We start from the raw sequence: 22,407 nt of genomic DNA, 5'->3' as shown, positions 1-22,407 counted from the left end.
CCCTATTCCTTAACTATATAATGAAGGTATCTTGAATTGCGGGGGATCGTATGAAAAATAAAGTACTTGTTGTCGATGATGAGCAATCGATTGTAACCTTACTTCAATATAATTTTGAACAGGCGGGATATGATGTTATTACGGCAATGGATGGACAAGCAGGAAAAAAATTAGCTGAAACAGAGTCACCCGATATGATTGTGCTAGATCTGATGCTGCCAAATTTAGATGGCATGGAAGTTTGCAAACAGCTTCGCCAAAAGGGGATTATGACTCCAATATTAATGTTAACGGCAAAAGATGATGAATTCGATAAAATACTAGGCCTCGAGCTTGGCGCTGACGACTATATGGTTAAACCATTCAGCCCCAGGGAAGTGATTGCCCGTGTAAAGGCCATCCTAAGAAGAACCCAAGTTCAACCCGAGGCTGTTGAAGAAAACGATAATAATGAGGGGAAAATTGAAATAGGGAAGCTAACTATCTATCCGGAAAAATATGAAGCCTATTATAAAGCCCAGCAATTAGAGTTGACCTTAAAGGAATTTGAATTACTGCTTAATCTCGCCCAAAATAAAGGCCGGGTATTAACTAGGGATCAATTACTAAGCACCGTTTGGAATTATGATTTTGCTGGCGATACTAGAATTGTTGATGTACATATCTCACATTTGCGGGAAAAAATTGAAGAAGATACGAAGAAACCGGTCTATATTAAAACCATGCGCGGTCTCGGTTATAAAATGGAGGAGCCTAAAGGAGAATGACAAAATTCCGAACAAGACTTCTAATTACGCTAATTACCTTAATTATTACTGTATTAGTTGGATTAGGAATATTGCTTGGCCAGATATTTAAAATTGATTTCTTAGACTCACTTAATGAAACTCTTCAATTGGAAATCTGGTGGAGCCTTTTGATTATTCTTGGGATTGCAGTGGTCGTCATTATTTTTCTGGGATTAAGAATTACTTCCAGGTATACAAAACCGATTAAAGCGGCAACAGAAGTTGCAATCGAATTAGCAAATGGAAATTACCGGGCCAGAACAAAAGTTGATCGATTGGATAATGCAGGAATGTTGGGTACATCCATCAATATGCTGGCTGAAAATCTTCAAGAACTGACAAAAGCACATGAAATGCAGCAGGATCGCTTGTCTGCTTTAATTGAAAATATGGGGGCAGGGTTAGTCTTAATTGACAGCCGCGGGTACATAAATCTCATTAATAAAGGTTATAGTGATATTTTTCATGTGAAAACAACGGATTATTTATCAAAGCTTTATTATGAGGTAATTGATCAAGAAGAAATTTGCGGTATCGTCGCTGAGGTGTTCCGGACAGAACAGATGGTAACCAAGCAGCTACAGATTCCATTAATCATCGAAAGAAAATATTTTGTTGTATACGGTATTCCTATTATTGGAACGAACAATGTCTGGAAAGGTGTTTTGCTCGTTTTCCACGATATTACCGAACTAAAAAAGCTCGAGCAAATGCGCAAGGACTTTGTCGCCAATGTTTCACACGAACTCAAAACTCCAGTTACATCTATTAAAGGATTTACAGAGACTCTCTTGGATGGAGCGATGAACAATCAAGAAACATTAGAAGCATTTCTGTCGATTATTTTAAAAGAAAGTGACAGGCTGCAATCGCTCATTCATGATTTATTAGAGCTTTCTAAAATTGAGCAGCATGGCTTTGAATTAACACTCCAGCAAGTCGATTTGCATCCAATGCTCGAGGAAGTCATTGCCCTTCTGTCTGGAAAAGCAGAAGCAAAGAATGTTGCCCTTGAATTTTACAGTAAGCAGGAGCATGTACTCATTAACGTTGACTTTGATCGTTTAAAGCAGGTGTTTATCAATTTAATTGGTAATGCGATTACGTATACGCCATCTGGAGGAAATGTGAAAATCATCCTTCTTGACTATGAGCGAAATGTGCGGATTCATGTTAAAGATTCAGGAATTGGAATAAAAAAGGAAGAAATTCCTCGCATCTTTGAACGATTTTACCGAGTGGATCGGGATAGAAGCCGTAATTCCGGAGGAACGGGACTCGGCTTAGCGATTGTTAAACATTTAGTTGAAGCACATCATGGAAAAATTAGTGTAAAAAGTGATGTCGGTGAAGGTAGTGAGTTTATTCTAGAACTCGACAAAAAGATTTTGGAAGGGTGAACGAGGTGGAAAAGAAAAAGCTTGTACTTATAGATGGGAATAGTATTGCCTACCGTGCTTTTTTTGCACTCCCCCTGCTTAATAACGATAAAGGAATTCATACCAACGCGGTATACGGTTTTACAATGATGCTGATGAAGATTTTGGAGGATGAAAAACCAACTCACATGCTTGTTGCATTTGATGCTGGAAAAACGACCTTTCGTCATAAAACCTTTACAGAGTACAAAGGCGGGAGGCAGAAAACCCCGCCAGAATTATCAGAGCAATTTCCGTTTATTCGTGAACTATTAGACGCCTACGGGATTTCGAGATATGAGCTTGAAAATTACGAGGCGGATGACATTATCGGAACCCTTTCTTTAACCGCGGAAAAGGATGGCTATGAGGTAAAAGTGATCTCCGGGGACAAGGACTTAACACAGCTTTCCTCTCCTGCTATAACCGTAGGAATCACTCGAAAAGGGATTACCGATATTGAAGAATATACCCCAAAGCATATTGGCGAAAAATATGGCTTGGCTCCAGATCAAATTATCGATATGAAGGGCTTAATGGGCGATGCTTCCGATAACATCCCCGGTGTTCCAGGAGTCGGTGAAAAGACCGCTATAAAGCTGTTAAAAGAGTTTTCAACACTGGAAAATTTGTTAAACTCGATTGATCAGGTATCGGGAAATAAACTGAAGGGAAAACTAGAGGAATTTAAAAATCAGGCAATCATGAGTAAAGAACTGGCGACAATCGAGCGGCAAGCGCCTGTGGAGGTAGATTTAGATGCAATTTCCTATGAAGGGTTTACGCGGGAAAAATTAGTCGGCTTATTTAAAGAATTAGGCTTTCATTCATTATTGGACAAATTAGGCGAAGATACAGCTGTCTTGGTGGAGCCGGAGCTTGAAGAGGTTGATTATATGATCCCTTCTGATATAACGGATGAGATTTTTGCCGATGACAATTATTTGTATGTGGAAATGCTTGATGATAATTACCATTATGCTGATATTATTGGTTTTTCCCTTGTGAATGAAAAAGGAAATTTCTACTTGCCGACGGATCTTGCGTTAAAATCAGAAGTTTTTAAAAAATGGGCGGAAGATGAACGAATCAAGAAAACGGTTTATGATGCGAAGCGTTCGGAGGTTTCCTTAAGAAGATATGATATCCATTTAAAAGGGGCCGATTTTGATATTTTGATGGCTTCCTATCTCATTAATCCTTCGGAAAATATTGAAGACCTTGCCGCAATCGCGAAAAGATATGATATCTATAATATCCAGCCGGATGAATCGTTTTATGGGAAAGGTGCAAAACGAAGGGTTCCTGATGCTGCTAAACTTGCCGAACATCTGATTCGCAAAGGACTCGCCATGTCCCAATTAAGAGGGAAACTCAAAGATGAATTAAGAAGTAATGAGCAATATGAATTATTTACGGAACTTGAAATGCCTGTATCACTTATTTTAGCCGATATGGAATCATGCGGAATTAGGGTTGAGCGAGAACGCCTTGAGTTGATGGGAAAAGAGCTAAATGAGCGATTAATTGAAATTGAAGAGAAGGTTTGTGATTTAGCAGGTGAGAAATTTAATATTAACTCACCTAAGCAGTTAGGGGTTATCCTGTTTGAAAAGCTCGGTCTGCAATCATTTAAGAAAACGAAAACAGGCCATTCAACGTCTGCAGATGTGCTAGAAAAATTAGCAGGCGATCATGAAATTATTGAGCATATTTTGCTATATCGGCAGTTGGGGAAGCTCCAGTCTACTTATATTGAGGGACTGCTTAAAGTCATTAATCCCAAAACGGAAAAAATCCATACAAGATATCAACAGACATTAACCGCGACAGGCCGGCTAAGCTCGATTGATCCTAATTTGCAGAATATCCCAATCCGACTTGAAGAAGGTCGAAAGATTCGTCAGGCTTTTGTTCCATCGGAAAAAGGCTGGGTTATTTTTGCCGCCGACTACTCGCAGATTGAACTTCGGGTCCTGGCCGACATTGCTGGCGATGAAAAGCTGATTCAAGCCTTTAAGGCTGATCTGGACATCCACACGAAAACAGCGATGGAGGTCTTCCACGTTGAAAAGGATGAGGTAAACTCAAACATGAGACGCCAGGCAAAGGCTGTTAACTTTGGTATTGTCTATGGAATTAGTGATTATGGTCTTTCCCAATCCTTGGGGATTACAAGGAAAGAAGCCGGTCAATTTATTGAGCGTTACCTTGATACCTATCCGGGCGTGAAGGAGTATATGGATGACATTATTCACTCTGCCAGACAAAAGGGGTATGTGACCACCCTGATGCAAAGAAGACGATACATCCCTGAAATTACTGCCCGTAATTTTAACATTAGAAGCTTTGCGGAAAGAACGGCGATGAACACCCCAATTCAAGGCAGTGCCGCCGACATTATTAAAAAAGCGATGATTGACATGGACGAAGCATTAAAGGATAAAGGCTTAAAAACCAGGCTGTTATTGCAGGTACACGATGAATTGATTTTCGAAGCTCCAGAAGACGAAGTGGAGATTCTTAAAAGTTTAGTTCCTTTAGTGATGGAGAATGCCCTTGAATTAAAAGTACCATTGAAAGTGGACTATTCCTACGGACCAACCTGGTTTGACGCGAAATAAATATACAGCAAAGGAGGCCCCTCTAAATGCCAGAACTGCCTGAGGTGGAAACCGTCCGGAAAACATTAATACAGCTAGTTGCCAATAAGACGATCGATAATATTACCGTCTACTGGCCGAAAATCATCAAAAATCCGTTAGAGGCAGAGCAATTTATTGATGCCTTAAGAGGAGAGACAATTTTCGATGTCGGCCGCAGAGGGAAATTTTTAATTTTTTATACGAATCATTACGCATTAGTGTCCCACCTGCGAATGGAAGGGAAATACGGACTTTACCCAAAGGACGAGCCATTTGATAAACATACCCATGTCATTTTTCACTTTACTGATGATACGGACTTAAGGTATCGAGACGTTCGGAAATTTGGCACGATGCATTTATATAAAAAAGGCGAGGAATTTTTAAAGCCTCCCTTGCTTGACCTTGGACCGGAACCATTTTCAGAAGAATTTACGGAAAAGTATTTGGCTGGAAGACTAGAAAAAACCAACCGCAAAATTAAACCGGCGCTTTTGGACCAGAAGGTTTTTGTCGGTCTTGGCAACATTTATGTCGATGAAGCGCTTTTCCGGGCAGGAATTCACCCGGAGCGGCTTGCTAGTACATTAAATGAATCGGAAATTGCCACCCTGCATCGTGAAATTGTAGCTACTTTAACTGAGGCGGTCAAAAAAGGCGGCAGTACAATCCGTTCGTATGTTAATTCTCAGGGGGAAATCGGCATGTTTCAGCTGGAATTATATGCCTACGGCCGAAAGGGAGAAGAATGTAAGCGGTGTGGGACCCTGCTTGAGAAAACGACTGTAGGGGGTAGAGGCACTCATTATTGCCCGGCATGCCAGAAACTTTAACTCAGGTTGAAATGTACGAAGGAATAATTGAATAACAATGGATGGGCTCCTGCCATATACTATCTTAGTGATTGTGGAGGAAGGAGTCCTAAAAGCAATGGTTCAGTTGTTCTCACTTCTCATTTTAGCTTTTGCTCTCAGCCTTGACAGCTTTAGCGTTGGGTTTACGTATGGTTTGAGGCAAATGGTAATGCCGATTAAGTCAGTTCTCATTATTGCGACATGCTCGGCTGTTTCTTTAATGCTTGCCGTGTCAATCGGGCATGGCCTTGAAAGAATATTATCAGCGAGCATCACGGCAAGCCTGGGAGGAGTAATCCTAATAGGTCTCGGTGGCTGGGTTTTGTTTCAATATTTCCGGCCAGTGAAAGAAAAGGAAATCTTAAAACATGAAAAGACGATTGTTAATTTTGAAATACGCTCCCTGGGATTAGCGATTAATATCCTCAAAAAACCGATGTCTGCTGATTTTGATCAATCAGGTACGATTACCGGAATTGAAGCGTTGATGCTTGGTTTTGCTCTATCCCTTGATTCCTTTGGTGCAGGAATTGGAGCAGCAATGCTTGGATACTCTCCGATTTATTTAGCGGTTTCTGTTGCGATTATGAGTTCACTATTTGTCCTATTAGGAATCAAAAGCGGAACTTTTTTTCATAAATTTGAATGGATTCAAAAGTTCACATTCTTACCAGGGATCTTATTAATTATCATAGGGGTTTGGAAATTATAATTAAGTCGAGAGGAATGGAATATGTCACTAGTCATCGGGTTAACAGGCGGAATTGCCAGTGGAAAAAGTACCGTATCAAAGATGTTTAAAGAAATGGATATTCCAGTAGTCGATGCCGATGTTGAAGCGCGCCTGGCGGTGGAAAAAGGAGAACCTGCTTACAATAAAATTATAGCTGTATTTGGCGCGGAGATTTTAATGGAGAATGGGGAAATCGACCGCCCAAAGCTTGGGTCGATTATTTTTCATCAAGCAGAGAAAAGAAGCCTCTTAAACGAAATCGTCCATCCTGAAGTTAGGAGAAGGATGATGGAACAAATCGCAGCAGCCAAACAGAACCGGGAAGACGTCATTGTTCTGGATATTCCTTTATTATTTGAAAGTAAATTAACCTATATGGTGGATAAAACTATACTTGTTTATGTGGACAACGAAACACAATTACAACGATTAATCGATAGAAATCAACTTTCCGGCGTTGATGCTGAGGCGAGGGTTCGCTCTCAATTGCCTCTGGCTGATAAAGTAAAGCTAGCAGATGAGGTTATTGACAATAATGGAACAGTAGAAGAAACAAAAAAACAGCTCCTCGATTTATTACATCGCTGGGGAATGAATCAGAAAAAACCGTGAGAAGGAGACCTGCCTTCTCTTTTTTTGTTGCTTATTATCAGAATTGTTGAACATTTTAAAAATCCGCCTTTTATTCATCACAATTAAACCTAATTATGTTATACTAATACCAACAAAACTAGTTATCAGTATAACACTAATGCGGAAGGGGCCGTCAAATGAAGGCGAGAATTGCAATTAATGGTTTCGGTAGAATTGGAAGGATGGTTTTTAGAAAAGCAATCCTGGAAAAAAAGCTGGAGGTTGTGGCCATAAATGCGAGCTATCCGGCAGAAACTTTAGCTCATTTACTTAAATATGATACAAATCATGGACCTTTTCAGGGAGATGTAATCCCTTTAGATAATGAGTTAATCGTGAATGGAAAAAGAATCAAACTATTAAGTAACCGTAATCCTGAGGAGCTTCCATGGAGAACACTTGGGGTAGATATCGTGATTGAGGCTACTGGAAAGTTTAATGCCAGAGAAATGGCCGCTCTTCACTTAGAAGCAGGAGCCAAGAAAGTAATTTTGACAGCTCCGGGGAAAAATGAGGATGTTACGATTGTGATGGGTGTTAATGATGAAATGCTTGATATTTCGGAGCATGAAATTATTTCAAATGCCTCCTGTACCACCAACTGCCTTGCACCGGTAGCTAAGGTGTTAGACGAAAGATTTGGAATTGAGAGCGGTTTAATGACCACGATTCATGCCTATACAAATGACCAAAGGAATATCGATAATCCGCATAAAGACCTGCGGCGGGCACGTGCTTGTGGACAATCGATTATTCCTACGACAACGGGGGCTGCCAAAGCATTGTCACTTGTTTTACCGCAGCTGCAGGGGAAATTACACGGGATGTCACTCCGTGTTCCAACACCAAACGTTTCGCTGGTGGACTTAGTAGTGGATCTAAATCAAGATGTGACCGTTGATGATATCAATAAGGCTTTCATTGAAGCAGCCAACGGTTCGTTAAAAGGCATATTAGACTTCACAATGGAACCATTAGTATCCGTAGATTTTAATACCAACGAACATTCTGCTATCATTGACGGACTTTCGACAATGGTGATGGGAACAAGGAAGGTCAAGGTGTTAGCTTGGTATGACAACGAGTGGGGTTATTCCTCACGTGTGGTGGATCTAACCCTCTTTGTAGCAAAAAAACTGGCAAAATCAACGCAAGTGAAGGTAGGATAGTTCAATTAGGCAAAAAAAATAAAAAATGCTGTCGATAGACAGCATTTTTTTGTTCCTTTTAGGACAATTATGCATAAAATAGCTTTGAAATTACTGTTTTTTATTCATGCGCTTTTCGTGTATTTATTTTTTTTTGGTAGGTTGCAAAATAAATATAAACAAAGTATACTAGTCATCGTGAACTTCTTGAAATTAGGTGCCGATTAGCTGCTTAAAGGGTTAGGACCTCTTTGGACTAACTTTCCCCCGTGGCCGCTCTAAGATACCGTCAATATCGGATTTCAAGAGGGATCTCAAAAAGGTTAGGGGGAATTAAATATGGAAACAATGGGACGTCACGTCATCGCTGAACTTTGGGGATGCGACTTTGAAAAATTAAATGATATTGATTTTATTGAAAGAACTTTTGTTGATGCGGCACTTAAATCAGGTGCAGAAATTCGTGAGGTAGCATTTCATAAATTTGCTCCGCAGGGTGTAAGCGGAGTGGTTATTATTTCTGAATCACACCTGACAATTCACAGCTTTCCGGAACATGGATATGCAAGCATTGATGTTTACACATGTGGCGATCTAAATCCGAATGTAGCAGCTGATTATATTGCTGAAGCTTTGAATGCCGAAACACGTGAAAATATCGAAATTCCACGCGGCATGGGTCCTGTAAATGTAAAACAGGCAAAGGTTCTGTAATTCTAATAAAAATTAAAGCTAAGAGGTGTATGTAAAAGTACACCTCTTTTTATATTTAGCGGATAATGTTGTAAACTAGGAGAATAGAAATGATTAATGGAGGGCTTGTGTATGGCTAATTTATTTACTCGTTTTAAGAAGCAAATTGAAACATCTGATCGACAGACCGACGATTCTTTGAAAACGCATTATTATAAGGCAACATTCAATCAGTTGTTTGCCTCAGTAGAAAAATTATTTCATGATGATGCCGATTGCCGGGTGACAACCGTATCGAAAGATCATGGCGAAATTGCAGTCGAAGTCAGTAAACCGTTTTCCTGCTTCTTGATTGTGACAATTGTTAATGTAAAACCGCTGGAAACTGCAGTTGATTTTAATATATCGTCTGAAAAATTTTCACTTCTTGGTGCTTATCCTGATTTAAAAAAGCGGATTACCTCCTATTACGAGCGGATTAATCAAATACATACCTTTGTAAGAACAGGAAAAAACGGATAACACTTTTACTTGTATAAGAATCCTCTTTTTCATAAAATAAAGGTAAGGATTTTGTTCGGGTTTGATTGTGTAGATTTGGAGCTGATTATTAATGAAATGCCCCTCATGTCAAAATTATGGTACACGCGTGCTTGATTCCCGGCCTGTTGACGAAGGACGGGCAACAAGGAGAAGGCGGGAATGTGAAGAATGCGGATATCGCTTTACTACCTTTGAAAAAATTGAAGAGATTCCTTTAATCGTCGTAAAAAAGGAAGGGACAAGAGAAGAATTCAGCCGTGACAAAATTCTGAGGGGGTTAATTAAGGCCTGTGAGAAACGGCCTGTTGCCCTAAAGGAATTAGAGGATATCACCCATGGTGTCGAAAAGGAGCTTCGCAGTCAGGGAATCTCCGAAATTAAAAGTGAAGACGTTGGCGAAATGGTGATGGACAGGCTGGCACATGTAGACGAAGTCGCTTACGTAAGATTTGCCTCAGTCTACCGTCAATTTAAAGATATCAATGTGTTTATTGATGAATTAAAAGAACTAATCAAAAGAGAAAAATCCTGAGGAGCTAAAGTGGTCTTTGGCTCTTTATTATTAGAAAAGCGGAAGCGTTTTGGCGCTAAAGTTAGATAGTCTTTAAAATAATTGGAGAAAGGTTGGGTGGATATGGCGCAGCATTGGCAGGAAATTCTTCCTATCGACCGTTATCTTGTAGCGGCTAATGGGCTCTTGCACGAGTATGACCGAAAAGTGCTGACGTTTTTATATCAGCCCTTGATTGGCTCAACTTGCTTTAGTTTGTATATGACGCTCTGGGCGGAGCTTGAGGAAAATCGGCTTTGGTCGGAATCCTCCACACACCATTTATTGATGAATCTATTAGGAATGAATTTAAAGGATATTTACGAAGCAAGACTCAAGCTTGAAGGTATTGGGTTATTAAAAACATTTGTTAAAACAGATGAAGATGGACGATCGTTTATTTACGAGCTATACCCTCCCTTGAACCCAGAGCAATTCTTTTTGGATGGGATGCTAAATATATATCTTTATCGAAAAATCGGAAAAAACCATTTTGCCCGGCTTAAACACTTTTTTACTGACCAGCAAAAACCAAAGGAAAATGAATACCAAGAGGTTACGGTCGCATTTCAAGATGTGTTTGCTTCGGCAAGGCCAGGGAGTCTGCAATACCTTCAGGACGTTTCTGAAGATATTGAAGCTGGCGAAAATCAGCAGTTTATTGGCCGGGACGAAACAAATCCAATCCAGATTGACATCAACACATTTGATTTCGAATTGTTAGCAGCAGGACTAAATGAATCGCTCGTCCCTAAAAAAGCGCTGACATCCAAGGTGAAAAAGGTAATTAGTAATCTTGCATTTCTTTATCACATAAACCCGATAGAAATGAAGAACTTCATTTTAGGCGCGGTTAATCCAAATGATGAGATAGATATTGAGGAATTAAGAAAAGGGGCTCGTGATTGGTATCAATTTGTCAATTATGACCAGCTTCCGAGCCTAATTAACCGAACCCAGCCGGCTGCTTTCCAAGTTCAATTATCTGAACCGAAAACCCAGGAAGAAAAATTAATCCGTTATTACGAAACAACCTCCCCGCTAACCGTTTTTAAAGAACGTTCAGGGGGAATAGAACCTTCAAATGCCAATTTGAAAGTTTTGGAAGAAGTAATGATAAAATATAAGCTTCCTCCTGGCGTGGTAAATGTGTTGATTGATGTTGTCTTGATAGAAACGAAGATGCAATTTTCCAAAAACTATGTCGATGCCGTTGCCAGTACCTGGGCCCGGCTTCAAGTTAAAACGGTGAAGGAAGCGATGGAACTCGCAAAAAGTAATAAAAATGCGCAAAATGAAAGGAAAAAGGCTGGAAAGAAAGTGAATAAAAAGCCGACTCGGACTGAGTTAATTCCTGAGTGGTTTGATGAGTCTGATACAGCAGCAAAAGATGCTTCACCAGGAAACAAAACAGAAGATGAAGCGAAAAAGCGTGCCATAGTGGAAAAATTAAAGGCCTTCAGGAAGTAGAGGTGACAGATTGTGGAGAAAATAAACAAAACATTACAGCGGCTGGCCTCGAATGAAAATTTTCAAAAACGTTATCAGCAGCAGCGTCAACAAGTCCTTCAACATCCGGATATTAAAGCATTTTTAGCTGCTCATCAAGGCGGGATTACGCAAGAGATGATTGAAAAAAGCATGAGCAAACTATTTGAGTACACAAACCAGAGCAAGGAATGCAACCGCTGCGAGAGTCTTGATAAATGTATTAACTTTATGAAGGGCTATCACCCTGAATTGGTGTTTACCCGAAATTCCATCGATGTTGTTTATAAACAGTGCCCAAGAAAAGTCATGGCAGATGAAAAAAAGAAAAATGAAAAGCTTATTAAAAGTCTTTATGTACCAAGAGATATTTTGGAAGCGACCTTTGAGGACTTTGAAGGGGATTCAGGAAGGCTCGATGCTGGCGATAAGGCTGCAACCTTCTTAATGAATTATGAAGCCGGTAAAAAAGCAAAAGGCCTATACCTCTACGGGAAATTCGGTGTGGGGAAATCCTATTTGCTAGGGGCAATTGCCAATGAACTGGCGAAAAAACAAATATCCTCGATGATTGTTTATGTCCCGGAACTACTTCGAGAAATGAAGAGTTCCATTGCGGATTCCACCTTAAACGAAAAAATTGAAGCACTGAAAAAGGAATCCATTCTCATGTTAGATGATATTGGCGCTGAAGCTATGTCAAGCTGGACGAGGGATGAGGTACTGGGTCCAATCCTCCAGTTCCGGATGCTTGAAAGCCTGCCGACCTTTTTCACCTCTAACTTTGATTTTGCGGGGCTGGAGCATCATCTGACCTACAGCCAGCGGGGCGAAGAGGAGAAAATGAAAGCAAGGCGGATTATGGAGCGGATTCGAACCTTGAGCGAGCCGGTGCAGGTAGATGGTCCGAATCGCAGATAACCATGTGAAATAGAAAGTGATAGTAGGATTGCCGATAAAAGCGGCAGTCTTTTTTTATTTAAATACAAAAAGCCTTTGTCAGCTAACTTCTATTTTGGCCAAGTCCCCCATATATATTAAAACAGAGATTGGCTGAAAAGGGGGGATTTGGTTGGCAGAAATCATCTTCCGAAGCAAGCTGGAGGCACAAAGGTTCTATAACCACTTGCTGAAGTATTTACCATTAAATCCGGATAATCACAATATTCTTCTTTTAGAAGATCGACATATAGTAAAAATTTTAGATGGCGGCTTACCCACTGATATTTTTGATTGGATTAAAACGGCATTTTATGATTTTATTACAAATATCAAGCGCGATGACTGGTTTAGAGAGATAATGAAAGACCAATTTTATTATGAGGATGTGGAAGAGCAGCAGCAAATAATCGAGATTATTTACTCTGTACTTGATGGACAAAGAAAGGACCTAGCTGTGTTCATCAAGGAAACAAGTATGGAGCCGGATCATATTAGGGAAGCTATCGATCATATTTTCCAGGATAATATTTCTTTTTCGTTTGATTCTTTCCTAAAATTCCGCCTGCGTCCATATCTCCAGAGTTTAGAAAGCTTTGTGGAGATTGCGATTGATGAATATAAAATGGAACAGGAATATCAAATGTTTGTACAAATGCTTCGGGAGTTTTTGGCGAATCGGGAGCCGAAAATGGATATTCTTCATTTATTATTTGATGAGGAAATTACTTTTTATAATGAACTTTTTGTCGAGATAAAAAGAGGGGAATTAACAAGAATGATTGATCGAAAGCTGCTAGTTAATCATCCTGTTTATGTTGATTCTGCATCGATTGCACCGCTGTTATCGCTGGCACCGACAACTATTTTTATTTATACGAAAGATCCTGACGAACCGTTAGTTAGAACAATCAAAAATATTTTTGAAGAAAGAGTGGAAATTAAAACGTTTGCAGCCCTCCGTGAGCTGAAAAAATGGGCCTCTGAAAAAAATTCTTCAGAAAATCAGGCATAAAGAATAAAATTATGGCAATATTTAGTTTTGTGTATCTTGCTTTTTAAATTCGAAGTCATTATAATAACATACATAATAAATATTACAGCAACAGTAATGATAAGGATAACAGTATTTTTTTACGGTTCACTAGAGAGGGAGTCCGCGGCTGAAAGTCTCCTAACACGGAAAACATACTTACCACCTTTAAACTTCAGCAAGGAACACTTCAGCTTTTTATGGGGTTAGTAATTGTTGACGGCTACAGCCGTTACCTGACCAAAGTCATTTTCAATGATGTTGTTGAAAGTGAAAAATTGGGTGGAACCACGTGTTTATCAAAACTCGTCCCTATTCCAGGGACGGGTTTTTTTATTTTTTTTTAAAAGCGACCATAAATGGCGCTCAAATTTAAAGGAGGAGTTGTTATGTCAGACGTTGTTAAGTTTTCGTTTCCTGATGGGGCAGTAAAGGAGTTCCCGCGTGGAACCACAACAGAAGATATCGCCGCTTCCATTAGCCCCGGCCTGAAGAAAAAGGCGATTGCCGGTAAATGGAACGGTCAATTGGTTGACCTTCGCCGTCCAATCTTTGAGGATGGTTCCATAGAAATCGTTGTTCCTGATTCCAGTGATGCTTTAGAGGTATTGCGTCACAGCACGGCGCATTTAATGGCCCAGGCTGTTAATAGGCTTTATCCTAACGTCAATCTTGGCGTCGGGCCGGTCATTGAAGGCGGCTTCTATTATGACATGGATCTGGAGGAATCATTAACGCCTGAAGATCTTCCGAAAATCGAAAAAGAAATGGCGAAGATCGTCAACGAAAACCTTGAGATTATTCGCAAAGAAGTAAGCAGGGATGAGGCTGTTCAACTTTTTAAAGAAATGGATGATCCTTATAAGCTTGAACTCATTGAAGCGATACCTGATGGGGAAACGGTCACACTTTATCAACAAGGTGAATTTGTCGACCTTTGCCGTGGTGTCCATGTTCCGTCAACTGGAAAAATTAAAGAATTTAAATTATTGAGCATTGCTGGTGCCTACTGGCGCGGTGACAGCGATAATAAAATGCTGCAGCGCATATACGGTACAGCCTTTTTCAAAAAAGAAGATTTAGCAGAACACCTTCGCCTGCTTGAAGAGGCGAAAGAGCGTGATCACCGTAAAATTGGGAAAGAATTAAGCCTTTTTACTAATTCCCAATTAGTTGGTCAAGGCTTACCGTTATGGCTCCCTAAAGGGGCAACAATCCGTCGCATCATCGAGCGCTATATTGTTGATAAGGAAGTCCGCCTAGGGTATGACCATGTTTATACTCCTGTGATGGGCAGTGTTGATCTTTATAAAACTTCAGGTCACTGGGCCCATTATCAAGAAGATATGTTCCCGGTTATGGACATGGATAACGAGCAATTAGTCCTTCGTCCAATGAACTGTCCGCACCATATGATGGTCTACAAAAATGCAATTCATAGCTACCGTGAACTGCCGATTCGAATCGCTGAACTTGGAACCATGCATCGCTATGAAATGTCCGGCGCCTTATCAGGGCTGCAGCGTGTACGGGGAATGACGTTAAATGATGCTCATATTTTCGTCCGGCCTGACCAAATTAAAGATGAATTCAAGCGGGTAGTTAACCTTGTTTTAGCTGTTTATAAAGACTTTAATTTAAATGATTATTCCTTCCGTCTTTCCTACCGTGATCCGAAAGATACTGAAAAGTATTTTGATGATGATGCAATGTGGGAAAAAGCGCAGGGGATGCTTAAGGAAGCAATGGATGACTTAGGTCTAGACTATTTTGAAGCGGAAGGCGAAGCGGCCTTCTATGGTCCTAAACTAGACGTTCAAGTAAAGACTGCCTTAGGTAAAGAAGAAACACTTTCCACTGTTCAATTAGACTTCTTGCTGCCTGAGCGTTTTGATTTAACTTATGTCGGGGAAGATGGCAAACAGCATCGTCCTGTTGTTATCCACCGCGGTGTCGTATCAACAATGGAACGATTTGTAGCTTTCTTAATCGAAGAATACAAGGGAGCATTCCCAACATGGCTCGCTCCTGTACAGGTTCAAGTCATTCCAGTATCGCCGGGTGCGCATTATGATTATGCGAAACAAGTTCAAGAACAGCTGCAAAACGAAGGCTTCCGTGTTGAGCTGGATGGCCGTGATGAAAAAGTAGGCTATAAAATCCGTGAAGCACAAATGCAAAAAATACCATATATGCTTGTTGTCGGCGACAAAGAAGTCGAAGACCAGGCCGTAAATATCCGCAAATATGGCGAGCAAAACTCTGAGACAAAGCCATTTGCTGAGTTTCTTGCTTCGATAATGGCTGAAGTAAAAAAAGGATAGTAAAACAAAAAAAAAGGGCCTCCTCTTTTTTTGTTTTAAAAAAACTGTTGAAAATTCTTTAGATTCTTGTTAAACTAAATTTCGTTGTCATTTGTTAATAGTTCATTTGACATTACATCTTTGCTTATGTTATAGTTACTAAGGTGAAAATTGAATACTGTTTTGGGAAAAGAAGAAGCACCCGCTTCTCACCTGATTGACGCATTTGAGCAGTTGGCAGGTTTTACGTGAACTTTTTGTTTCTTACTTATGTTCTGTAAAGTGTGGGTGTATTCATCCACACTTTTTTATTTGTGTACTTAAGCAAAAACACTGATAAAAAGTTTTTCATACCTGTCGATTTGGTCGTGATGTTAACTCAGATGTTTCTTGACCTAGACGAACGTATTCGTGATAAAACCTTGGAGGTGGCTAATTATTAGCAAAGACATGTTGTTAAATGAGGGTATTCGCGCTCGTGAAGTTCGTCTAATTGATCAAAACGGCGAACAATTGGGGATTAAAACCAAATTTGAAGCGTTGGAGATTGCCGGACGAGTGAATCTTGATTTGGTACTTGTAGCACCAAATGCAAAGCCTCCGGTAGCCCGGATTATGGACTATGGCAAATTTAAATTCGAGAATCAAAAGAAAGAAAAAGAAGCTCGTAAGAATCAAAAGATCATCACTACAAAAGAAGTTCGTCTGAGCCCGACAATTGATGAGCATGACTTTAATACAAAGCTTCGCAATGCAATTAAGTTCTTGGAAAAAGGCGACAAGGTAAAAGCTTCAATCCGCTTCAAAGGCCGGGCGATTACCCATAAAGAAATTGGTCAACGTGTGTTAGACCGTTTTTCCGCAGCGTGCAAGGAAGTTGCGACCATCGAGTCACATCCGAAAATGGATGGACGAAGCATGTTCCTAGTCTTAGCACCTAAAATCGAAAAGTAATAAGGAGGATATCCCAAATGCCTAAAATGAAAACACACCGCGGCGCTGCAAAGCGTGTCAAGAGAACTGGTTCTGGTCAGTTAAAACGTGACCACGCTTATACAAGCCACTTATTCGCAAACAAATCTACAAAAGCAAAACGTAAACTTCGTAAAGCATCTCTTATTTCTAAAGGAGATTTCAAACGCGTTCGTCAAATGTTAACTTACGTTAAATAATTAAGAAGTGATCGATTTCGATATTGGAGGGAAATTACATGCCACGTGTAAAAGGCGGTACAGTTACGCGCAAGCGTCGTAAAAAAGTTTTAAAATTAGCAAAAGGTTATTACGGTTCAAAACATACATTATATAAAGTTGCTAACCAGCAGGTTATGAAATCATTAATGTATGCTTTCCGCGACCGTCGCCAGAAAAAACGCGACTTCCGCAAACTTTGGATTACTCGTATCAACGCAGCAGCTCGTATGAACGGTCTTTCTTACAGCCGTTTAATGCACGGCTTAAAGCTTGCTGGTATCGAAGTAAACCGCAAGATGCTTGCTGAATTAGCAGTAAGCGATGCAAACGCATTTGCTGAATTAGCGAATGTTGCAAAAGCACAAAACAACAAGTAATTATTGATAAAAGCCATTCTCATTGCTGAGGATGGCTTTTTCGATATGGGAGGATTTCTAGGTATGGCGATAGTAGTGACCGCCTTTTTGGTTATGAATATAGTAGGGCTTATCATTATGGGAGAGGATAAAAAGCGGGCGAAAAAGCACGAGTACAGAATCCGCGAGCGGACCTTGTGGCTTGTGGCGCTATTTGGCGGAGCTATTGGTACAACGGCAGGAATGCAGCTTTATCGTCATAAAACAAAGCATTTATCGTTTAAAATTGGCTTCCCCTTCCTTGCAGGTATTGAACTTATTCTTTTCCTTAAATGGCTAATATAAAAAGCCGCAATGCAGGCGGCTAATGCTGTAAAAATTCTTTCACAGGGCTTTTCCAATTGATTTCGGCATTTGGATAGTTCTCAAGGATTTTTTTATCGATATAAAAAAAGTCATCCTTTACCATCCCTTTAAGTGTGGCGGAATTTTCCGGCCAAATCGAGATGGAGATAACGTCAAAGGTGTTATCTGTGGATCCGATGTATTTTTCACCAGCAAACACCGCACCTTTATAGGTGAGCATAAAGTTTTTTCTAACATCGTCATTATCGATTAATAAAAATCTGTTATGTTTACGGGCAGATTCAAGTTTTCTGCTTGATGTAAAAAGAATTTTTACCACAGCATAAAATAAGAAAAAAATGAAAAACAACAATACGAAGCGCAGTAACCAAATCATGGCCAAGCCTCCTACACCTATTTTTCTTTTAATACGAACCATGATGAAAAAGGTTTCAATAATTTTTCTAAAAGGAGTAGATTGTTATGCAACTTGAAAAACTGTTCGAAATGCAAAAGGCATTGGATCGCCATATTGAAGAAAAGCATGGGCTGCTGAACGAAGATTTATTTAACAGAAAGGTGCTTGCCTTGCTTGTAGAAATAGGTGAATTGGCCAATGAAACCCGCTGTTTTAAATTTTGGAGCGTGAAGCCATCTTCCGCTAAAGCTGTGATTCTCGAAGAGTTTGTCGATGGCGTGCATTTTATTTTGTCGCTCGGAATTGAATGCGGCTTTGATGCGGAACAGATGGAATTGAAGGTTCCTGGGATTCCCTTTGATGTGAATGCGACAGATCAGTTCATACGTATTTATGAATTGATTAGTAGTTTTCAGAAGGCGAAAAATTTACCGAGTTACATAGAATTGTTTGCAGCATATTTAGTGTTAGCGGAACAGTTGGGATTTACGCAGGAGGAAATGGAGCAGGCATATTTCCGGAAGAACGAAGTAAATTATCAAAGACAGCAGAATAACTATTAGCAGAAAATTTGTAACTTTGCAGTTTTTTTCTGTATAATGGATGTCGTACAAATACATAAATCAGGGGGCTATTAGATGGCAAATTTAGATGAAACATTGACGATGTTAAAAGATTTAACCGATGCCAAAGGAATTCCCGGCAATGAGCGTGAAGTGCGCGAAGTAATGAAGAAATACATAGAGCCATTTGCAGATGAACTGACTACTGATGGACTTGGCAGTTTAATTGCCAAAAAGGTAGGTAAAGAAGGCGGCCCGAAAATCATGGTAGCCGGTCACTTAGATGAAGTCGGCTTCATGATTACGCAAATTGATGATAAAGGTTTCCTTCGTTTTCAACCGGTTGGCGGCTGGTGGGGCCAGGTTATGCTTGCTCAGCGCGTGACAATCGTGACCAAAAAGGGCGATGTAACCGGTATTATCGGCTCTAAGCCTCCGCATATTTTATCGGCGGAAGCCCGCAAGAAGCCAGTCGACATTAAAGATATGTTCATCGATATCGGCGCTTCAAGTCGTGAAGATGCTGCGGAGTGGGGCGTCCGTCCTGGAGATATGGTCGTTCCGTATTTCGAGTTCACCGTGATGAACAATGAGAAAATGCTGTTAGCGAAAGCCTGGGATAACCGGATTGGCTGTGCAATCGCAATTGATGTTTTGAAACAATTAAAAGGTGTTGACCATCCTAACGTTGTTTATGGTGTTGGGGCGGTTCAAGAAGAGGTTGGCTTGCGCGGTGCTAAAACGGCAACTTACAAAATCCAACCGGATATCGGCTTTGCGGTTGATGTTGGTATCGCCGGCGATACACCAGGGATTTCTGAAAAAGAAGCAATGAGCAAAATGGGCAAAGGACCGCAAGTCGTTATCTTTGATGCCTCACTTGTAGCCCATAAAGGCTTGCGTGATTTAGTTACCGATACAGCTGATGAATTGAACATCCCGTATCAATTCGAGTCCATTCCCGGCGGCGGTACGGATGCTGGTTCCATCCATTTGACCCATAATGGGGTTCCAGCGCTTGCCATTACAATTGCGACCCGCTATATCCATTCGCATGCTGCCATGCTTCATCGCGACGATTTCGAAAACGCTGTTAAGTTAATTGTCGAAGTCATCAAACGCCTGGACCGTGAGACAGTTGACAAGATTACATTTGAATAATCGTTTTGGAATCCCTGGCTGTAGTTTCTGGCCGGGGATTTTTTTAAATAAAAAAGCTGCCGATTGATGTATGGCAGCTTCGGGGGAGATTTTACTTTAACCCGCTTTCAAGGGTTGACAGCATCTCCTTTTTCTCTTCTTCAGATGAATTTTTCCAAATGACTTCAAATAATACACCGAGTCCTGGGAGCATTTTTTCTTCACCATTTTGAATCGCATCAACGATTGTATCCTCTAATTCTTCTTGAGTATTACCTGAAACATTGTGAACAATCGCATTTCGTAAATTTAAGTTCATAACCCCACACTCCTTTTTATCCTGTCTTTCTTTAATATGTTTTCTAATTTTGGTTTTATTATGTATATTATTTGGGCTATAATTAGAAAATCATAAGCAATTATTAAAGGAGAACCGGTTTTGAAATATATTGAATCTGTCAATAATTCTAAGGTAAAACAATGGAAAAAGCTTTTAACGAAAAAGGAGCGGGATAAGTCGGGAACGTTTTTAGTGGAAGGTTTTCATTTAGTTGAAGAGGCGATCAAACAAGGGGAGCAAATTTCGGAAATTATCGTTTCTGAAAAAGTCGGCCTGCCGCCGCGCTGGGACTTAGGTTCCACGCCAGTCACAACCATAACGGAAGAGATTTCCGATTCATTATCTGACACAGAAGCCCCGCAAGGAATTTATGCGGTTTGCCGCCAAGCTAATCCGGAGGCAGGTAATGCAAAATCTTTGCTGCTTATCGATGCCGTCCAGGATCCAGGTAATCTTGGAACAATGATTCGCACTGCCGATGCAGCCGGGATTGACGCCGTGATTGTCGGCCGCGGGAGCGTAGATATTTATAACTCAAAAGTGCTAAGGTCAGCACAGGGAAGCCATTTTCACCTTCCAATTATCAGAGGCGACCTTCATGAGTGGATGGACAAACTGCAAGAAAAGGATATTCCTGTTTACGGGACAGCACTTGAAGGGGCATCCGCTTATACAGATATTTCCGGCGGTGATTCTTTTGCTTTGATTGTTGGAAATGAAGGGAACGGCGTCGGCAAAGACTACCTTGCCAACACGACTGCCAATCTGTATATTCCAATTTACGGCAAGAGTGAGTCGCTAAATGTAGCTGTTGCAACCGGAATCCTTCTCTATTATTTGAAAAAATAGACGCAAACAAGTTTGACCTTTTACCGATAATTATTATATAATAGTGAACAATTGATTATTATAAAAACGATGACGGAGAAAAGTATCTTGCCTAATGACCATTTAGGGAGAAAGTGCCGCGACTGGAAGCACTTTTATGGTTCAGGACTTGAGAAGTTCACCTCCTGAGTTGGCATCGGGACCATTTTTCTATGAAGAATGTAAAGATGCACCGGCACAAGCCGTTATCCGAATGAAGCGAACACTTGTGTTTTATACATATCGTGTTTACAAGGGTGGTACCGCGAAACTTTAACCTCGTCCCTTTCCAGGGATGGGGTTTTTTTGTTTTTCTTCGGTGCCTGACACCACACCAATCTAATCATTCAAAAAATAAGGAGGAATAGACATGCAAGAACGTTTGAAGGAATTGCAGGAAGAGGCTATTCAAAAGATTGAACAGTCTGCAAGCTTAAAAGAATTAAATGACATTCGCGTCGCCTACTTAGGAAAAAAGGGCCCGATCACCGAAGTGCTGCGCGGAATGGGTAAGCTTTCCGCTGAAGAGCGTCCAGTCATGGGGGCACTTGCCAATGAAGTCCGCGAAGCGATTGCCGTGAAAATCGAAGCAAAACAAAAAGGACTAGAAGAGGCTGCTGTCCTCGAAAAACTCGCGTCTGAAAGTATTGACGTTACACTTCCAGGACGCCCTGTGAACGTAGGAAACCACCACCCGCTTACAAGGATCATTGAAGAAATTGAAGACTTATTTATTGGGATGGGCTATCAGGTCGCTGAAGGTCCGGAGGTTGAGCAGGATTATTACAACTTCGAAGCACTTAATTTACCGAAAGGGCACCCGGCCCGCGATATGCAGGACTCCTTCTATATCACGGAGGAAATCCTTCTTCGCACCCATACATCACCTGTTCAAGCACGGACGATGGAAAAGCATCAAGGCAAGGGCCCAATAAAAATTATTTGCCCGGGTAAAGTGTACCGTCGCGATAATGACGATGCAACACACTCTCACCAGTTCATGCAAATCGAGGGCCTTGTCGTTGGCGAGAATATTCGGATGAGCGACCTTAAAGGTACCTTAGAGGTTTTTGCGAAAAAGATGTTCGGTGACGACCGGGAGATCCGTTTAAGACCAAGCTTCTTCCCGTTCACAGAGCCGTCGGTTGAAATGGATATTTCTTGTAAAATTTGCGGTGGCAAGGGCTGCAGTGTTTGTAAGCAAACAGGCTGGATTGAAATTCTAGGAGCCGGCATGGTTCATCCAAACGTTCTTGAAATGGCTGGTTATGATTCAAAAAGATACACTGGCTTCGCATTTGGAATGGGACCAGAGCGGATTGCGATGTTGAAATACGGTGTCGATGATATCAGACATTTCTATACAAATGACGTACGTTTTTTAAAACAGTTTTCGGTAGAAGAATAGGAGGTTGAC

24 protein-coding genes and 2 other annotated features are annotated in these 22,407 nt (G+C 40.7%); of the genes, 22 read left to right on the top strand and 2 right to left on the bottom strand.

Annotated features, from left to right (window positions below; genetic code table 11):
- Positions 1-50: 50 nt before the first annotated feature.
- From BANVL01_RS05110 to BANVL01_RS05025, 18 genes are all read left to right on the top strand, one after another.
- A complete protein-coding gene (locus BANVL01_RS05110; protein WP_066090737.1) occupies positions 51-767 on the top strand; it encodes a response regulator transcription factor in 717 nt (238 codons plus the stop codon).
- A complete protein-coding gene (gene pnpS, locus BANVL01_RS05105) occupies positions 764-2,188 on the top strand; it encodes a two-component system histidine kinase PnpS (protein ID WP_066090734.1) in 1,425 nt (474 codons plus the stop codon). The genes BANVL01_RS05110 and pnpS overlap by 4 nt, the downstream gene beginning before the upstream one ends.
- 5 nt (positions 2,189-2,193) lie before the next feature.
- Positions 2,194-4,830 carry a DNA polymerase I gene (gene polA, locus BANVL01_RS05100; protein ID WP_066090731.1) on the top strand — a complete coding sequence of 879 codons (2,637 nt, stop codon included), beginning with the start codon at positions 2,194-2,196 and terminating at the stop codon, positions 4,828-4,830.
- Between the two features lie 26 nt (positions 4,831-4,856).
- A complete protein-coding gene (gene mutM / locus BANVL01_RS05095; protein WP_066090728.1) occupies positions 4,857-5,684 on the top strand; it encodes a DNA-formamidopyrimidine glycosylase in 828 nt (275 codons plus the stop codon).
- A 97-nt stretch (positions 5,685-5,781) separates the two neighbouring features.
- Positions 5,782-6,417 carry a sporulation membrane protein YtaF gene (ytaF, locus tag BANVL01_RS05090; protein ID WP_066096815.1) on the top strand — a complete coding sequence of 212 codons (636 nt, stop codon included), beginning with the start codon at positions 5,782-5,784 and terminating at the stop codon, positions 6,415-6,417.
- A gap of 21 nt (positions 6,418-6,438) precedes the next feature.
- Positions 6,439-7,050: a dephospho-CoA kinase gene (gene coaE / locus BANVL01_RS05085; protein WP_066090725.1), complete on the top strand. Its 612-nt coding sequence runs from the start codon at positions 6,439-6,441 to the stop codon at positions 7,048-7,050.
- Between the two features lie 158 nt (positions 7,051-7,208).
- Positions 7,209-8,240 (top strand): glyceraldehyde-3-phosphate dehydrogenase, encoded by a 1,032-nt coding sequence (locus tag BANVL01_RS05080; protein ID WP_066090724.1) that lies wholly within the window; start codon positions 7,209-7,211, stop codon positions 8,238-8,240.
- A gap of 318 nt (positions 8,241-8,558) precedes the next feature.
- Positions 8,559-8,933 (top strand): adenosylmethionine decarboxylase, encoded by a 375-nt coding sequence (gene speD, locus BANVL01_RS05075; RefSeq protein WP_066090721.1) that lies wholly within the window; start codon positions 8,559-8,561, stop codon positions 8,931-8,933.
- 111 nt (positions 8,934-9,044) lie between these two features.
- Complete coding sequence (locus BANVL01_RS05070; protein ID WP_066090718.1) at positions 9,045-9,434, top strand: hypothetical protein; 390 nt, start codon at positions 9,045-9,047, stop codon at positions 9,432-9,434.
- 91 nt (positions 9,435-9,525) lie between these two features.
- A complete protein-coding gene (gene nrdR / locus BANVL01_RS05065) occupies positions 9,526-9,987 on the top strand; it encodes a transcriptional regulator NrdR (protein WP_066090715.1) in 462 nt (153 codons plus the stop codon).
- 81 nt (positions 9,988-10,068) lie between these two features.
- A complete protein-coding gene (locus BANVL01_RS05060; protein WP_342342324.1) occupies positions 10,069-11,475 on the top strand; it encodes a replication initiation and membrane attachment family protein in 1,407 nt (468 codons plus the stop codon).
- 12 nt (positions 11,476-11,487) lie between these two features.
- Positions 11,488-12,414 (top strand): primosomal protein DnaI, encoded by a 927-nt coding sequence (gene dnaI / locus BANVL01_RS05055; RefSeq protein WP_066090713.1) that lies wholly within the window; start codon positions 11,488-11,490, stop codon positions 12,412-12,414.
- A gap of 151 nt (positions 12,415-12,565) precedes the next feature.
- The gene (ytxC, locus tag BANVL01_RS05050) at positions 12,566-13,447 is read left to right on the top strand and encodes a putative sporulation protein YtxC (RefSeq protein WP_066090710.1); all 882 of its coding nucleotides are present in this window, start codon (positions 12,566-12,568) and stop codon (positions 13,445-13,447) included.
- A gap of 407 nt (positions 13,448-13,854) precedes the next feature.
- The gene (thrS, locus tag BANVL01_RS05045; protein ID WP_066090707.1) at positions 13,855-15,789 is read left to right on the top strand and encodes a threonine--tRNA ligase; all 1,935 of its coding nucleotides are present in this window, start codon (positions 13,855-13,857) and stop codon (positions 15,787-15,789) included.
- A gap of 163 nt (positions 15,790-15,952) precedes the next feature.
- Positions 15,953-16,084: a sequence feature (ribosomal protein L20 leader region), on the top strand.
- Positions 16,085-16,218: 134 nt separating this feature from the next.
- Complete coding sequence (gene infC / locus BANVL01_RS05040) at positions 16,219-16,722, top strand: translation initiation factor IF-3 (protein WP_066090704.1); 504 nt, start codon at positions 16,219-16,221, stop codon at positions 16,720-16,722.
- 17 nt (positions 16,723-16,739) lie between these two features.
- Positions 16,740-16,940, top strand: a complete 201-nt coding sequence (rpmI, locus tag BANVL01_RS05035; protein WP_024028564.1) for a 50S ribosomal protein L35 — start codon at positions 16,740-16,742, stop codon at positions 16,938-16,940.
- 38 nt (positions 16,941-16,978) lie between these two features.
- Positions 16,979-17,338: a 50S ribosomal protein L20 gene (gene rplT / locus BANVL01_RS05030; protein WP_066090701.1), complete on the top strand. Its 360-nt coding sequence runs from the start codon at positions 16,979-16,981 to the stop codon at positions 17,336-17,338.
- Positions 17,339-17,341: 3 nt separating this feature from the next.
- On the top strand, positions 17,342-17,662 hold the full coding sequence (locus BANVL01_RS05025; RefSeq protein ID WP_342342323.1) for a DUF1294 domain-containing protein: 321 nt from the start codon (positions 17,342-17,344) through the stop codon (positions 17,660-17,662).
- Between the two features lie 19 nt (positions 17,663-17,681).
- Here the strand turns inward: BANVL01_RS05025 and BANVL01_RS05020 are convergent, their stop codons facing one another.
- The gene (locus tag BANVL01_RS05020) at positions 17,682-18,059 is read right to left on the bottom strand and encodes a sigma-w pathway protein ysdB (protein WP_066090696.1); all 378 of its coding nucleotides are present in this window, start codon (positions 18,057-18,059) and stop codon (positions 17,682-17,684) included.
- An 86-nt stretch (positions 18,060-18,145) separates the two neighbouring features.
- Between BANVL01_RS05020 and BANVL01_RS05015 the strand changes: the two genes are divergently transcribed.
- A complete protein-coding gene (locus BANVL01_RS05015) occupies positions 18,146-18,643 on the top strand; it encodes a dUTP diphosphatase (protein WP_066090693.1) in 498 nt (165 codons plus the stop codon).
- 75 nt (positions 18,644-18,718) lie between these two features.
- Positions 18,719-19,804, top strand: coding sequence for a M42 family metallopeptidase (locus tag BANVL01_RS05010; protein WP_066090691.1), 1,086 nt, complete (start codon positions 18,719-18,721; stop codon positions 19,802-19,804).
- A 91-nt stretch (positions 19,805-19,895) separates the two neighbouring features.
- Here BANVL01_RS05010 and sspI read toward each other — a convergent pair whose 3' ends face one another.
- Positions 19,896-20,102: a small acid-soluble spore protein SspI gene (gene sspI, locus BANVL01_RS05005; RefSeq protein WP_066090690.1), complete on the bottom strand. Its 207-nt coding sequence runs from the start codon at positions 20,100-20,102 to the stop codon at positions 19,896-19,898.
- 120 nt (positions 20,103-20,222) lie between these two features.
- Here sspI and BANVL01_RS05000 point away from each other — a divergent pair, with 120 nt between their 5' ends.
- Complete coding sequence (locus BANVL01_RS05000) at positions 20,223-20,972, top strand: TrmH family RNA methyltransferase (RefSeq protein ID WP_066090688.1); 750 nt, start codon at positions 20,223-20,225, stop codon at positions 20,970-20,972.
- 60 nt (positions 20,973-21,032) lie between these two features.
- Positions 21,033-21,280 (top strand) — a binding site (T-box leader).
- 80 nt (positions 21,281-21,360) lie between these two features.
- Entirely contained in the window at positions 21,361-22,398 is a 1,038-nt protein-coding gene (pheS, locus tag BANVL01_RS04995) for a phenylalanine--tRNA ligase subunit alpha (RefSeq protein WP_066090686.1), read from the top strand.
- Positions 22,399-22,407 lie beyond the last annotated feature (9 nt).

It is taken from the genome of Neobacillus novalis NBRC 102450 (assembly GCF_001591805.1).
Classification (GTDB): Bacteria; Bacillota; Bacilli; order Bacillales; family Cytobacillaceae; genus Neobacillus; species Neobacillus novalis.
This window is presented reverse-complemented; position numbering and strand designations above follow the sequence as displayed.

What these genes read in the sequence shown, in the direction of transcription:
- BANVL01_RS05070 (WP_066090718.1), top strand. Translation starts at nt 9,045, where the DNA reads ATGGCTAATTTATTTACTCGTTTTAAGAAGCAAATTGAAACATCTGAT.
- rplT (WP_066090701.1), top strand. Translation starts at nt 16,979, where the DNA reads ATGCCACGTGTAAAAGGCGGTACAGTTACGCGCAAGCGTCGTAAAAAA.
- pheS (WP_066090686.1), top strand. Translation starts at nt 21,361, where the DNA reads ATGCAAGAACGTTTGAAGGAATTGCAGGAAGAGGCTATTCAAAAGATT.
- nrdR (WP_066090715.1), top strand. Translation starts at nt 9,526, where the DNA reads ATGAAATGCCCCTCATGTCAAAATTATGGTACACGCGTGCTTGATTCC.
- BANVL01_RS05080 (WP_066090724.1), top strand. Translation starts at nt 7,209, where the DNA reads ATGAAGGCGAGAATTGCAATTAATGGTTTCGGTAGAATTGGAAGGATG.
- rpmI (WP_024028564.1), top strand. Translation starts at nt 16,740, where the DNA reads ATGCCTAAAATGAAAACACACCGCGGCGCTGCAAAGCGTGTCAAGAGA.
- BANVL01_RS05015 (WP_066090693.1), top strand. Translation starts at nt 18,146, where the DNA reads ATGCAACTTGAAAAACTGTTCGAAATGCAAAAGGCATTGGATCGCCAT.
- coaE (WP_066090725.1), top strand. Translation starts at nt 6,439, where the DNA reads ATGTCACTAGTCATCGGGTTAACAGGCGGAATTGCCAGTGGAAAAAGT.
- pnpS (WP_066090734.1), top strand. Translation starts at nt 764, where the DNA reads ATGACAAAATTCCGAACAAGACTTCTAATTACGCTAATTACCTTAATT.
- BANVL01_RS05010 (WP_066090691.1), top strand. Translation starts at nt 18,719, where the DNA reads ATGGCAAATTTAGATGAAACATTGACGATGTTAAAAGATTTAACCGAT.
- speD (WP_066090721.1), top strand. Translation starts at nt 8,559, where the DNA reads ATGGAAACAATGGGACGTCACGTCATCGCTGAACTTTGGGGATGCGAC.
- mutM (WP_066090728.1), top strand. Translation starts at nt 4,857, where the DNA reads ATGCCAGAACTGCCTGAGGTGGAAACCGTCCGGAAAACATTAATACAG.
- BANVL01_RS05020 (WP_066090696.1), bottom strand. Translation starts at nt 18,059, where the DNA reads ATGATTTGGTTACTGCGCTTCGTATTGTTGTTTTTCATTTTTTTCTTA.
- sspI (WP_066090690.1), bottom strand. Translation starts at nt 20,102, where the DNA reads ATGAACTTAAATTTACGAAATGCGATTGTTCACAATGTTTCAGGTAAT.
- infC (WP_066090704.1), top strand. Translation starts at nt 16,219, where the DNA reads ATGTTGTTAAATGAGGGTATTCGCGCTCGTGAAGTTCGTCTAATTGAT.
- BANVL01_RS05110 (WP_066090737.1), top strand. Translation starts at nt 51, where the DNA reads ATGAAAAATAAAGTACTTGTTGTCGATGATGAGCAATCGATTGTAACC.
- thrS (WP_066090707.1), top strand. Translation starts at nt 13,855, where the DNA reads ATGTCAGACGTTGTTAAGTTTTCGTTTCCTGATGGGGCAGTAAAGGAG.
- ytaF (WP_066096815.1), top strand. Translation starts at nt 5,782, where the DNA reads ATGGTTCAGTTGTTCTCACTTCTCATTTTAGCTTTTGCTCTCAGCCTT.